Here is a 13,123-nt window from a genome sequence, read left to right as displayed (position 1 = left end):
CAACACAGAGGAAAACGAAAGTTGATTTTGCTCACTGTATGAAGGACTTAGTCGATGAACACTACCCACATGCGAATAAAATTCGTGTCGTGCTAGATAACTTATCGACTCATACGGAAGGTGCGTTATATAAAGCATTTTCACCGCAAGAAGCACGACGTATTTTAAATAAAATAGAGTTCCATTACACACCTAAACATGCGAGTTGGTTGAATATGGTCGAGATAGAAATTGGCAATATGAATAAGCAATGCTTAGATCGGCGCATAGCAAATATGGAAGAGTTAAAGACAGAGCTCACGGCGTGGGAATGGCGCCGAAATAAAGAAGGCGTCAGTATAAATTGGATGTTTAATGTTGATTCAGCACGTGAAAAACTAGAGAGAGCTTACGGTGCTCTCAACTAGTCAAAATTTGTGTGACGAAGTACTAGTAAGCTCTTTGTCCTCACCAACAGCTGGCTCAAGTTTAGGTTGTCTAATTTTGACAAAGGTGGGATAACCGAGTCGGTTATCCGCCAAAACCATTGAGGCCTCACTGTATATCTTATTAGCTCCAACGTGTTGGTACTCTGTTCCTGCAACAAGACTTATTCCTGCGCTACTTAATCTAGCAGCAATACTGTTCAGCCATTTCAGCGGAATCGATAGTTCAGGAAAAAGTACGTAATCAGGTTTTGGTTTTAATTTCAGAACATCGTTAACCAATTTAGAAATTTTTTGATAACGTTTCCGACTTAAATTAGGTTTGTTGCAAGCTGTCGATGCCCAGTCGTTGTCCTCAGTGCGAAGATTAGTTAGCGCCACGATCACTTTATCTTTGCTGTCCGTACCTACTTTAATGAATTTCTTCCGGGTTGTTGGAGGTTTTTCATCAGCATCTTGCTCAGCAGCAAGTAGGGTTGGCTTTATCCATACACCACGAAGTACTTGCGTGTATTTTGCCCATGTAACAGAGGGGCCAAATACTGGAGGTTTTCCGGATGCAGAGGGTAAACCAACACATTCAGGGGCTAGCTCAGATATTTCCAGTGGAGATAAAGGTCTAGTTGGGAAGAGATACGGCAGGAAGCTGTCGTTTTTCTTTTGCCCTTTAGTGACGTTGCCTAGTCTCGTTTTTCGGGTAGAGTTAATAAACTGCTCAAATATAGGTACATCAATAACCCCAGAATCACCGAGCAAATTCAGAATTTGCTTTTCTTTTTTTGCATTTCGCTTACCAACTAACTGCTCAGCGGAACGACTATTTATTATGTGCTTGTATGCTTCTTTTGCTAGATCTGCCGATGCGACTAATGGGGCTTTATTCTCAAACTCTGCTACATCAAAACTAAGCTTTAGTAGTGTTTCAAAATCACTGAGCGTTTCGACAATTTGTTTTAAGAACAAGTTTGCTAGGCGCTTTTTCCTACTCGAGCGTTCTCCAAGGAATAGTTTACTTGGATCATGGTAGCGTGTAGCGGCATCAATAAATAACCAAGTTAAGGTACCTTTTATGTAACCCCAAAGATCTTTCAAGACTTTAGCATCACACCCATTGATTCGAACTTTCTCTCCTCTGCCTATCTCTTTGGCTAGTATATCTATAGCTTGATAGGACTTCACTGCGATTTGTTCAGCTTGTTCCCATTCATTCATGCTGATTGCAAATCCAAGCAATCTAGGTAAGTAATTAAAATGGGCAAAGAGATTGTCTGCCCGCAATATATGATTATGGGCAAATTGGTAGAATTCTTCCCTTTGCTCTTTCCATTGATTCGGCGGTAAATCCCTAGCTAGGGTTTCTACATGACGCAATTGTAGTGACCAACCCAGACGACGGATCGTTAATCCATCGGCTCTTCTTAAAGTATCTGCATTTTCACCCACACTTCCAGCAGCTGAGAGTACTTTAGCTGCGGTTGAATGTTCCAATTGGTCGGGCGAGGGCATGAGACGATGTTCACTAGATAATTCGTATATTTCCTTTTCGATACTATCCAACAGGTCTAAGCCAGCACGGCCTTGTAGGACAAATAATTTTTGTTTGTCTGACTGAAGCGATATTTTGGAGTTACATTGTACGTCGTCGCCTTGATTAATTACCCACACTTTATTGGTTTTGGGACTTTGTGCAATGCACTTTTCACCCATTCGCTCTTGTAATAAAAGCATAAAGTCTTGGCTATTTGATATTTTCCCTGTATCGCGCAACACAAGGAACATATCATCAACGTAACGGCCATAGTGAATAGGTGAGAGCTTTTCGATAACAAGCCGGTCCCACTTGTGCAATAAAGCATTCGAAATGACTCTGCTACATGTCAAACCAATAACTAACCCGCCGCTTATTTTTGCTTTTTTGCCACCTACTGATTTACCAAATTTGGTGGCGCCGCTAGCCCACGCATTAAGAAATAGTGATAGCTGCTTAGTGAAGGATTTTTCTTCATCAGACAAGTTCAAATCTAGAGCTTCTATAAGTGCTGAAGCGGAGGTAATTAGCGGGTCTATAAAATGGTAGTAACTTTTTAAGTCCAGAGATACAGCAATTATATCTCGGTCTTTTTCCAACTCTTCTCTTATTGTTTTTAAGCCATCGTTACGCCATTTTTGGTAAGGTTGAAAATACGGTACAAAAGAGCCTACAGAGCTGATATGAAATGGCTTTTCATTATCTTCTGTAATCAGTTCATCATTACTAATTCGTTTGAGTCTGGCTCCGTAGCAGCTATCGTCGAGTTTGGCGTCAAACTTGTGACCAATCATATTGATCCACAATGCAGAAATAATGTGGGTATTTACAGGGAAGTCGCCGACAATTCTAAACTCAGGCACTACATTGTAATTTTTAAACAGGCTTTCAACCGCTCTATCAGGTTTTGAGAAATGAACGTGGCCATTGTCGCCTGAATCTGATTTTCTTTCAGTGGATAGCTTCTTGGGCAGTAAACGAAAATCCCCAAGTAATTCTACATTTTCAGCAAAACCAGCATCGGCTTGCAATTGACCTAACAGAGCTTTTAAGTTGGTGAGTAGATTTTGCTCGTATTCAGCGAATTTAATGGCTGTTGGAAAGGTGTTTTCGAAGAAACAGTCGGCTTTTGCTTTTCGGTATGCAACAAGAAGATCTTCTATTGTTATTGAGTCCCATCCTGTAAATTCTGCTCTATACCCCATGATGCGTATTCCTATTTAAATATGCTATTGCAGCGCCGCATCTATTTGTTCAAGCGACATAATAATTAATTCAACCGTTTGACGATCAAACTCGAGACGATCATTCTCCTCATGTGTTCCTTTGTTTAGATAACGCCATTCTCGAGAGTCTCCACTGCGGTTCAAAAGCTGATCTATTGGATCATAAACGCTGGCTTTATTAGGATCAGAAAAGTCAGCTTTAGCAATCTTGCTACGTAACTGCTCGGTTAAGCCTCTTAGCTCAATTGGCGAAGATGCTGAACGGAACTTCAAACTCAAGTTTCCATCACCGAACCTACTTACATATTTCCAGACTTTCCCTTTTGTAAGTGCCTCCAATCCCTGTCGTGACTTTGCCAACGCATCCCTCACTTCATTTCTAATCATGTGATTACGAGCGGCCAAAATATAATTTCTAGGCGCACAATTGAAATCAACACGGACATGCTGCTCACCTAACCGTGGTAGGAAGCTTAGAAGTCTTGCATTACGAGTATCCGCAGCTGGCAGTAAGTTCTGTATATCCTTGAAAAATTCTTCACCATGGCACGTAAGTATAATTTGCTTGTCCATAAAGTACTGGTCCTCAAATAGAGTTCGTCTTATGGACTCTCGATGGTCGTCATCAATCGCATTGACAGGATCATCAAAAATTAAAACAGGTGCTTGCTCTTTCAAATTTTTAGCTAACAGTATGGCTAAGCCCAAGCAACGTACGTGGCCTTCGCTTAGGATATGCAATGCATCAAATAACTGTTCAGGTTGATTTTGAAATGCTATTCGCAACCGTTGGTTTGGTGCTAATGGTAGCTTTACGTCAGCCAATAGTTCCGATTGAGCATCATTTCGATTGAACGAGTTGTACAATTGGACAACCAATTCTCCTAAGTCAGCGACTAACCGTGCGGGCAAGCTATTATTGTAATTTGTAAGCTTTTGAACAAACATCGCATATGCAGCTACTATTTCATGATTCCGTGCGATGGAAGGCCTTTCAGCTTCGACGTTTGCAATAAGTTGTGCATTTTCATTTTGAAAATTATCAATCAGTCTTTGAGCGTTAGCTTGGTTACCTAAGGTCGTTTGCTTCTGCGTTGCTAATACTGTTATTTGTTGTGCGATATTGCGGAGGCGATTTAATTCGGCCTGTTTATTGTCTCTCTGTCGAATGGCTTCTTCCGCTAGCCTATCATTTGTCTCTAGTTGATGGATTTGACTGGTTAAGTGTTGCCATGCAACAGAAGTATCTGGTAACGGAGTGAATAGTGAACCCCACCACTGTAACCCAGGCTGCATGTTAACCAGTTCAAATGGTTTTAAGGGGTTATTCACTGAGAAAAATTGCAGACAGGTATTCAGCGATTGCCCAACCTTAAATATTGCTTGCAATGCGTTTTGTTCAAGTTGACCCACTTTTTGCTGAAGTTCACCTAACTGCTGCAATCTGGTTAATTCTTGTCCGGCATTTGTGTATGGATTTACCTGAACTTGTTGCAATGGAGTCTTGCAGGCCGGACACAAACCAGGGCTGCTCTGTTGAACCTGCACTACTGCTTCATATAGTTGTTTAAATGAAACTTGTTGACTTGCATCGGCCAGTTGCTGTTGGCTTTGTCTTAATTCATTGACTAACGCTGACGCTTCGTTACCTATCGCCTCAAACGTAGCAGCAATGAGGTAGCTTTTAGGCGGAGGTGGCTGCTGTAGTTCAGACTCTAACTGTGCAATACGACCCAGAGCTTGACCATTACCGTTCAGTTCAAGAATCAATTGTTCAAAGCTGATACCAAGTCTGTAGCTATTGGCTAGTTTTAACTCTTCGGCAGCTATTCTTTGTAGTTCGGTAGCGCTTGCCTGTATTTGCTGACGCGCCACTTGTAATCCTTGTTCCTTTTGAGCTAGATGTAATGCTAGTTGGCCTTGTAAATCGATATACTGACCACCAATATCCGACGTGAAATTACGGACAAACTCTGTAAATGCTTCTAGACCAAATAGTGTTGCTATAAGCTCGGTTTGCTTTGCTGGGGCTTGTGCAGCAATCCGGGAAAAGCTATCAATGCGGTTCTTTTCGACAAAACAAAAACGAAAGGCTGACTCATTCGGAACTATAGCGACATCGTTGCCTTGCATATCACACGCGACTAAGGAGGGGGCTACCAGCTGATTTACAAAAGCATTCCTCAGATATTCGTTTTGATCACGAAATCGTTTGCTGTCTGCTTCCGCAACGTTACCTAAAAGAGTGAATTCTAGCGCTTCACAAAAACTTGATTTCCCCGTTCCATTTGGACCATAAATCAATACCAATCGACTATTTAAATCAAATATTTCTTTCCGCGCAAACCCTCTAAATGGTCCCACCTCCAAGGTTTTTAAACGCGATAGTGGCACTTCTTGTATCACTTCTTGCTCTACGAGTGGAGGAATATTAGTCGCCGAGTTATCCCAATTGACTTGGCATAGCTCGACCATCTTACGAATACGTTGCCCTTGGTGAGTAGATAAGGGCAGTAATTCATCAAAATGGGCTGAAACTATATTTGCTACTTTGCGCACAGAATCCGTTGCATTTTGACCCTGTAGTGTTTGCATAAAGCGTTGATATTCAGCCCTAATCATAATAATCCCTTATTTTTGTTTTTGTTCTTCAATCCATTGCTCTAAATCTACGCGTTTAAAGCGCCAACTTCCACCCACCTTAAAGCCGGGTAATTTTCCTTCACTTGCAAGACGGTATGCCGTCTTTTCATTTAGCTTTAAGTACGTAGCGACCTCTTGAATGGTCAAAATATCATCGGCCATGTTTAATCTCTGTATGTAAACAAATTGATAGTATGAGAAAATTGAGGAATTAGCAATTGATCTCAATTGGCTTTTTTGTTTCCAAAATGCCAGAAGTCAGAATTAAATAGCAAAGTTATAGTAAAACTCGAATCAGCAAAGAAGTGTTGTTTCTATTTTATTAACTATTGAGGATATTATTATGGCAAAATCTAATTCATCAAAACCCGCTTCTAGTCATCCAGGCCCAGGTGGTAACTGGCCATCTACTACAGGCAATAAATCAGGTGGAGATAGAGGTAATGCTGCTCCTAAAAGTGGCAAAAAATAATAAGGAATGGGTCCTTGAGGCCCTTTATTTAAATGGAAAATAATAAAGCTACATTCCCGACTATCGGTGAGCTCGTTCGTGAGATTTTTAATATTACTGGGCTTCTGGCACAAAAGGATAGAAGTAATTCATTCTTGAGCGAGAGCAACAAGAAAAAGCTGCAAACCAAGTTAAAACGTTTGGCTGACGAAAGCTCGAAAATTGATGGTAAGCTTGAAGAGTTAATTGATTCACTTAGATTATTGCTTGAAAGTGCTTTAGGTGAAGAGAGAGTTATTTGTATGGTATTGGAAGCTGTCGAAGACCTGCTCGTCACTTATAAAAGTGTTTTAGCTGATGATGGTACATATCTCAATAAAAGAAATTCTTTAAAATGGTTTATTCAACAATATTTATTAGATCGGATTTTACTTTCTTTCTATAAAAACTATTTGAGGATAAATGTTCCAGCCTCAAAGCTCAATCTACCAAACTTAAAAGTATGGGCTTTGCCCGATATTGAAGGGAAAAATATTAACTGGCCATTAAGGAAAGCATGGCAACTCATTTATGAGTCTTTATCTATTAGCCAATCATCATTTCACTACCCAGATAAAAGTGTGGATGATTACAGAGCAAACCAGAACTTAGAAAATGCTCAGCATTGGAGCACAACTGATCAAATTCCAAGTATTAGTTCACTGTTTAACAATTTGGAATATTCATTGTCGTTGTTGGAGTGTCCTTCTAATGGCTCTTTAAGAAGGTTACTTAGTAAATCAGAAAAGCAGCGCTTAAAAATAATCTTATTTATTGGGCGGGTTTCTTCTTATTGTTTTAGAGAACTGGAAAGTAATTTTGGTCGTGAATTTTTAATTAGTTGCATTGATCATGTTAAAGGTCAATCTGGTAGGTTATACCGCATAAATTCAAAGTTAGATAAATCAATAAAGGGTTTAAAAAAATCTATCGGTTTAACAAGTGAAGTTGATATTAATCGGCTTTATTTTTATGAGGTTTCTAGGCATTGGGAGCATTATGCATTAGCTATTGGGCACGGTACTGAGGTATTACAAAGTTATATAGCGCATGAATCTTTTCAAGAATTAAACAAAATAGAAAAGGCTAAATTAGTTTTAGCTCATGTTGGCTCTTTTATGGGCCACCAAGTACTAACACAACTGGCATTAACTCCAGCTATAAAAGAGATACCATCAAAATTTATCGAGTTACTTAATGAAGGTATGTTACTAAAGAATAACTATGATTCTTTGGATAACATCGATAATTATCATAATGAATTGAAGCAAGCAGAGCTTGATAATGTTTTGGGGTGGTTATGTAATTGGTGTTATGCAAATTATTACTACCATCATAAATCATTCGAAAAATCTTATATGTATTATGAGCAAGCGTTTAATCAGGCTAAGTATAGTGCTGGTCGGAATCAATATCTGCTTGTTAACCAGTACATAGAGTCATGCGCTAAAAATGGTAAATTTAAAGAAATGAAAAAAGCAGTGGCTTGGGCACAATATTTGGGTATCGAAGTAAGGTGGTTGAGAGGTTGGGATGACCCAGAGTCAGAAGGTAATTTGAAAAGTTTGTACAATTTAATGGGTAATCATAATATGCATTACGCTCAACTATAAATCTTAGTTGCAAACTTTATTTAGAACGAGTGCGAGGAAGAGAAATAGATTAACGCTATAGTTGCATTTTTTATTTGAAAAAAGCCCAACTTAATTTATTGAGTTATAATATGTGGCAGTTGCAAACTATATTCAACAACCACATTTTAATGATCAGAGTTATTATAGTTTGGGAATGAAATTATAGATTGGGAATCCAATCTCTATTCCCAAACAATAATTATTAAAAAGGGTGAGCTGAAGTGGCTCACCTTTTTTTATTTCTAGTCCAATGTTTAGTTATTTTTCAACTTTTGCAACTGGTTCAAGTGACGTCATTTTTAGATAAGTCATACTTTCAATATCTAACTTATCAAAAGGGTATTGGCCTCGAATATTATCATTAAAAACCTTCCCCATTGATGTTGAGTAATACAACTCATCCCATACTAAAATAGGTATATTGTAATAACGATAAACACTTCCTGATTCAAATTTGAGATCAAGAATTTTATTAATCGTTGAATAGCCGATGTGTGAAAAAGCATCTGAATTTACAGGGTGTTGTTCAAATAAGGGGAAAGGAGTTTGGTTTAAAATAGAAGCTTCAATTTTAGCACTTATTGCATTTGCAACTGCATTATTTCTTAGGTATGCATCAATTAACCCATGACCAGTTGAGTCAAATAAAGACTCAGCAGAATAGTTTGAAGGTAAACTACCAAATAAAATCCTTACGGCTCGTATGACCCAGTCTTCGTCAAGTGTAAGGTGTGAAATGATCTCTTTATATTCCTCCCCCAAACTTCCTCCTATTGAACTTGTTGGTGTTGCTATTGCGGCTAGGCTAACCAGTGGATAATCGGAAGCAAGATACCCGTCGCTATATTGATAAGTAGATATGGTTTCCTCAAAAAGAGCATTGGTGTAAAAGTTACCTTGCGAGTGACCAATAAGAATAATACGGTTGCAAGAATGCATCTGAAATTGAAGTCTTTGAAATGCATTTTTATAGTCTGTCTCGTCAATAATAGAGTAATTTACTTCAGTAAATACATCCTGTAAAACAGACTCAATTTGAGCGATATCTATATCTGATAGTGAGCTAACAGTGCCTCCAATTATTGCAGTTATTATACGATACTCAGGTGAAAATACGGGCAAGTCACTATACTTTTGCTGTGCGACTTCATATATTTGCATAAATATAGCTTCACTTTTATTATGACTTCCCGCAGGAAGTGCTCCTTTTTTAAATTCTGGTAGATAAGAATCTTGAAAGTAACTTAATTCATTTAAATTAGCTTTGTATTGCTTGATATTAGTCCGCATACCATTTACATAGAAAATGCGTACATTATCAATGTTTTTAGAGCAGTACCGATCTAGTGCTTGATAATTACCATAAGTAAAAATTGGAAATATAAGTAAGAACAAAATATATGTAGCTTTCATTTTATGTCCTTCTTAAGTATTTTGCAGTCTCTATCAGCGCCGAAATGAAAGTCGTCATCCCAAGCAATATAGTCACTAATTTTATTTTGGCTTTTTCGGTTCGCGTAAGCTCTATCTATCGTATTAAAGTATAAAACTTCGGGTTCTCTAAAGTGTGGGTGTGAATTTTGTAAATATCGAACACAGTAGCTTATGTTAATCATATCCAAAATAATCTGCTTACCGATCTCAGTATCTAAATTTGGTATACGGCCCTGCTCTATATCAATAACCAGTTGTAATGTTGAAGCGGCACCTAAACTAAAGGTGATGAGCTGTGGAGAATCAAACTTTTCATACACATAGCGCTCATAATCGTCGCGGATACCGTTGTCATTTTGATCAACACCGTCCAGCGTTTTATAGTCGTCAGGGTGTTCAGGTGGTAAATCTGGGGTTTGGTAAAATAAATCTTTAATTTTTTGCCAACTACTGTGGGGGGCGGGTTCGTTATTCTCATTCCAGTAGCGGGCAAGGTAGTAGTCGGCTCCGTGTTTTACAAGGTTGCCACCTTGATACACTTTGTTTGCTTGCCATTTTTCTATCACAGTATTTTGCAGCCAAATCCAACCATCCCAATGGGGTTGGTTTTCTATCGGTTCAATGCCTTTAACCCAAAAAGCGGCAATAAATAAGCTGTTGTTGTGAGTCACAACATCGCCGGCTACATAAATTGAGCTGGCATTCCATTGTGGGTGGTTTGGTTGAATAGAAGTTAAATCTACATTTTTAGATTCTGGGTTAAGCTTAAAAATATTTGTCGCGTAAGCATGCGAACAAAAAAGTAACCAAGCAATAATGATGAGTTTAGTCATTGCAAATTCCTTTTGATGAAGTTCCATTACTTTTTAATTAAGTTCACTTTTTAGGTAAATGCAAGGTGGGAGGATTAAATATTTCAAAATCATTAATGAGTTTGAAAAGTAGCAATACTTGGTTTTTGAATACAGAGATCAATAAAGCACAGTCGTCAGCATGATCGGAAGCTTCTTATGGGTGACCCCTTTCAGATCTTTGGTGAAAAAGCATGGCGTGAGCGATATTGCTAACGCAACAGGATTAAATCGTGGAAGCTCGTATAAGGCGGTGAATGGTAAAACCAAAACTCGTTGCGAAACTTTTTTCAAGTGATAAAAGCACTTAACTTTCGCCTTACAACGCAAGTGGCGTAGGTTGGGGAGAGTGCAACGAAACCCTACTGGTGTGGTTTAAATTGTAGGTCGTTCTTAGGGCGATAAGTGAATTTCACCACCGAGTTCACAGAGGCGCTTCGCTACACAGAGGTTAAGTATTTTTGTAGGAGATGGCTTTAGCCACGAAAGATTTAACACCAGTGATAGAGCTAACCACCGTAGGCGCTAAGCTTGCTAGCGCGTGGGTTTGTAGGTTGGGTAGAGCGCAACGAGAACCTACGATTCTCCAATATCATTACCAACTCCCAAGTACGTAAATATGCATTGTTTGTAGGTCGTTCTTTAGGGCGAAAAGTGAATTTCACCACTGAGATCACTGAGGCGCTTTGCTACACAGAGGTTAAGTATTGTTGTAGGTGATGGCTTCAGCCACGAATGGTTTAACACTATTGTTATAGTTAACCACCGTAGGCGCTGAGCTTGCTGGCGCGTGTGATTGTTGGTTGGGCTTTAGCCCAAAAAGTTGTATCACCTTGGCTGATGGTTTTTACTGCTAACTTGCTAACTTGCTAACTTGCTAACTTGCTAACTTGCTAACTTGCTAACTTGCTAACTTTTGTCGGGATAAATCCGCGACCTACATTTTAAACCTTATTCAAGGTTTAGCTTGCTGGCGGCAACCAAGGGGCGATCGGTTTTCAAATTGATTCTGCTGCAAGCAATTCATCCCTGAAGCTGAGTTCCTGTCAGCATCCATGCTTCCACTTCCTCGCGCTGCGAAACTTCGTTTCGGTCACTAGTCACCCACGGCGCCCCGCTTAATCTTTCAAATAATTAATTGATGTGAACGTAAGCGCTATGAAAGCACATCCATGTGCAAGCATGGCTTTCATTTCATCCATGAAATGAATTACTCATCAATTGCTTATTTTCAGGGCGTGATGACGGGGGAAGGGCAGGGCAAGATCACGAACTTTACCTTGACTTAAAAGTATGATCTTATACTCCTTTTTAAGGAGCCCCCATGCATGATATTCAACTATTTAAATATTTCGAATCAATTGACGACCCTCGCCAGCAGGGTAAAGTTGTCCATAAACTTTTTGATATCATATCTTAGCTGTCAGCGCTGTCATATCTGGGTGCCAAGGCTGGGAAGATATTGAAGATTTTGGCCATGATAGATTAGATTGGCTCAGGAAGTGCGTTCCTCTTGAGCAAGGTATCCCTCGCCATGACACAATCGCTCGTGTGATGAGTCGCATTGATATGACGCAGTTTCAAGATTCTTTTTCTTCTTGGATGAAAGACTGCTCTAAATTAACTCAGGGCGATGTAGTTGCGATTGATGGTAAGCGATTGAAAGGTTCATTTAATCAGTCAGATAGGCGCGATGCACTTTATATGGTCAGTGCATTTGCCTGCGAAAATGGTGTTGTTTTGGCGCAATGCCCTGTTGATAAAAAGTCGAATGAAATAACAGCGTTACCAGAGCTTCTTGAATTACTGGAGATAAAAGGCTGCTTAGTCACGATTGACGCGATGGGGTGTCAAAAATCAATTGCAGAGACAATAGTGGATAAACAAGCCGATTACCTACTTGTAGTAAAAGCGAACCATAAAGGATTGCTGTCACAAATAGAGAATGCTTTATTACCTGAGGTCACACGACAAGCGTCCAAAGGAGTTTTGTTTAATGAAGCCGATTATCATAAAAACAGAGAAGAATTCAGGTGTTGTGCTGTTAGTCATAACGTAAGTGATTTATCAGAAACGAGCAATTGGAAAGATGCCAAAACAGTGGGAGTTATTGTTTCTTATAGGAAAGAAAAAAACAAAGTAAGCAATGAGTTATGCTATAGATACTACATCAGTTCAGCATATTTATCGGCGGAAGAACTCGCAGGATCCGCACGGCAACATTGGCAAATAGAGAATGGATTACATTGGCGTTTAGATGTCGGATTTAAAGAAGATGATTGCCGAATTGGGCGTGAAGGTGCAGCACCTGTATTTGCGGGGCTGAGACACATCGCATTTAATCAGCTAAAAGCAGAAACAAGCTTTAATAAAGGCATGCCCGCAAAACAGAAAAAAGCTATGCGCAGTACAGATTACCTTGAAAAGGTATTGAAATCATAGACTTTTTTCATGCTCTTGCCCTGTCAATAAACATAAATTAAAAACGAGTTAATCTAAAGGCTCGTTAAATATTACAGTGGAATAAACTATGGCTACACATTTGGTTTCAGAAGTGCAACATCTTGATAGAAACCCACCAGAAATTCACTACCTAATGTTGGAAGAAAATGATAATAAGTATTATTTTCGAGCAGGTGAAGTCATTGGCAGAGGTGTCGCAAGTGGAGGAGGAGAAGCTAAATTCGATATAAGCTCACTTTTGAAAATGAATGGTTATGAAACGTTTTTAAGAGATACTGATTGCGAATGGATGCACGAAATTCTAATAAACGAAAACACAACAGAAAACGAAAAATACTTAAAAGTATTAAATCGGTGTAAATTGAAAAATATTAATATTTAACAAATTGCTCCACTCCAAAAATGCAGCTGAGCAAGGCGTTGAGGCTT

The 13,123-nt window shown here is 39.1% G+C and carries 11 protein-coding genes; 6 read left to right on the top strand and 5 right to left on the bottom strand.

What is annotated here, in order from left to right:
* A partial coding sequence (locus PSR9079_RS11900; RefSeq protein WP_179959178.1) for a transposase occupies window positions 1-407 on the top strand: 407 nt, incomplete at its 5' end.
* On the opposite strand, the gene PSR9079_RS11895 is transcribed toward PSR9079_RS11900, so the two are convergent.
* From PSR9079_RS11895 to mads1, 3 genes are read right to left on the bottom strand one after another with little or no spacing between them, the layout of a single operon-like run.
* Window positions 408-3,158: an RNA-directed DNA polymerase gene (locus PSR9079_RS11895; protein ID WP_246175543.1), complete on the bottom strand. Its 2,751-nt coding sequence runs from the start codon at window positions 3,156-3,158 to the stop codon at window positions 408-410.
* A gap of 24 nt (window positions 3,159-3,182) precedes the next feature.
* A complete protein-coding gene (locus PSR9079_RS11890; protein ID WP_149981782.1) occupies window positions 3,183-5,801 on the bottom strand; it encodes an AAA family ATPase in 2,619 nt (872 codons plus the stop codon).
* Window positions 5,802-5,810: 9 nt separating this feature from the next.
* On the bottom strand, window positions 5,811-5,984 hold the full coding sequence (gene mads1 / locus PSR9079_RS11885) for a methylation-associated defense system helix-turn-helix domain-containing protein MAD1 (protein WP_058428373.1): 174 nt from the start codon (window positions 5,982-5,984) through the stop codon (window positions 5,811-5,813).
* 181 nt (window positions 5,985-6,165) lie between these two features.
* Here mads1 and PSR9079_RS24155 point away from each other — a divergent pair, with 181 nt between their 5' ends.
* The gene (locus PSR9079_RS24155) at window positions 6,166-6,294 is read left to right on the top strand and encodes a hypothetical protein (RefSeq protein WP_016898921.1); all 129 of its coding nucleotides are present in this window, start codon (window positions 6,166-6,168) and stop codon (window positions 6,292-6,294) included.
* A gap of 32 nt (window positions 6,295-6,326) precedes the next feature.
* A complete protein-coding gene (locus tag PSR9079_RS11880; protein ID WP_149981781.1) occupies window positions 6,327-7,925 on the top strand; it encodes a hypothetical protein in 1,599 nt (532 codons plus the stop codon).
* 279 nt (window positions 7,926-8,204) lie between these two features.
* Here PSR9079_RS11880 and PSR9079_RS11875 read toward each other — a convergent pair whose 3' ends face one another.
* Window positions 8,205-9,359, bottom strand: coding sequence for a KTSC domain-containing protein (locus tag PSR9079_RS11875; RefSeq protein WP_149981780.1), 1,155 nt, complete (start codon window positions 9,357-9,359; stop codon window positions 8,205-8,207).
* The gene (locus PSR9079_RS11870) at window positions 9,356-10,213 is read right to left on the bottom strand and encodes a chitodextrinase (RefSeq protein ID WP_149981779.1); all 858 of its coding nucleotides are present in this window, start codon (window positions 10,211-10,213) and stop codon (window positions 9,356-9,358) included. The genes PSR9079_RS11875 and PSR9079_RS11870 overlap by 4 nt, the downstream gene beginning before the upstream one ends.
* 160 nt (window positions 10,214-10,373) lie before the next feature.
* Here PSR9079_RS11870 and PSR9079_RS24255 point away from each other — a divergent pair, with 160 nt between their 5' ends.
* The 3 genes from PSR9079_RS24255 to PSR9079_RS11855 all read left to right on the top strand — a co-directional run bounded on the left by PSR9079_RS24255 (window position 10,374) and on the right by PSR9079_RS11855 (window position 13,076).
* Complete coding sequence (locus tag PSR9079_RS24255; RefSeq protein WP_404699602.1) at window positions 10,374-10,529, top strand: hypothetical protein; 156 nt, start codon at window positions 10,374-10,376, stop codon at window positions 10,527-10,529.
* A 1,115-nt stretch (window positions 10,530-11,644) separates the two neighbouring features.
* The gene (locus PSR9079_RS11860; RefSeq protein WP_149981778.1) at window positions 11,645-12,673 is read left to right on the top strand and encodes an ISAs1 family transposase; all 1,029 of its coding nucleotides are present in this window, start codon (window positions 11,645-11,647) and stop codon (window positions 12,671-12,673) included.
* Window positions 12,674-12,761: 88 nt separating this feature from the next.
* Window positions 12,762-13,076, top strand: coding sequence for a hypothetical protein (locus PSR9079_RS11855; RefSeq protein ID WP_149981777.1), 315 nt, complete (start codon window positions 12,762-12,764; stop codon window positions 13,074-13,076).
* Window positions 13,077-13,123 lie beyond the last annotated feature (47 nt).

The sequence above is a fragment of the Pseudoalteromonas rhizosphaerae genome, from assembly GCF_902498845.1.
Classification (GTDB): domain Bacteria; phylum Pseudomonadota; class Gammaproteobacteria; order Enterobacterales; family Alteromonadaceae; genus Pseudoalteromonas; species Pseudoalteromonas rhizosphaerae.
Note: the sequence above shows the minus strand (reverse complement) of the source record. Positions and strands in the feature narration are given on the sequence as shown.

Coding starts and splice junctions, on each gene's coding strand:
- PSR9079_RS11895 (WP_246175543.1), bottom strand. CDS start 3,158: ATGGGGTATAGAGCAGAATTTACAGGATGGGACTCAATAACAATAGAA.
- PSR9079_RS11890 (WP_149981782.1), bottom strand. CDS start 5,801: ATGATTAGGGCTGAATATCAACGCTTTATGCAAACACTACAGGGTCAA.
- mads1 (WP_058428373.1), bottom strand. CDS start 5,984: ATGGCCGATGATATTTTGACCATTCAAGAGGTCGCTACGTACTTAAAG.
- PSR9079_RS24155 (WP_016898921.1), top strand. CDS start 6,166: ATGGCAAAATCTAATTCATCAAAACCCGCTTCTAGTCATCCAGGCCCA.
- PSR9079_RS11880 (WP_149981781.1), top strand. CDS start 6,327: ATGGAAAATAATAAAGCTACATTCCCGACTATCGGTGAGCTCGTTCGT.
- PSR9079_RS11875 (WP_149981780.1), bottom strand. CDS start 9,359: ATGAAAGCTACATATATTTTGTTCTTACTTATATTTCCAATTTTTACT.
- PSR9079_RS11870 (WP_149981779.1), bottom strand. CDS start 10,213: ATGACTAAACTCATCATTATTGCTTGGTTACTTTTTTGTTCGCATGCT.
- PSR9079_RS24255 (WP_404699602.1), top strand. CDS start 10,374: ATGATCGGAAGCTTCTTATGGGTGACCCCTTTCAGATCTTTGGTGAAA.
- PSR9079_RS11855 (WP_149981777.1), top strand. CDS start 12,762: ATGGCTACACATTTGGTTTCAGAAGTGCAACATCTTGATAGAAACCCA.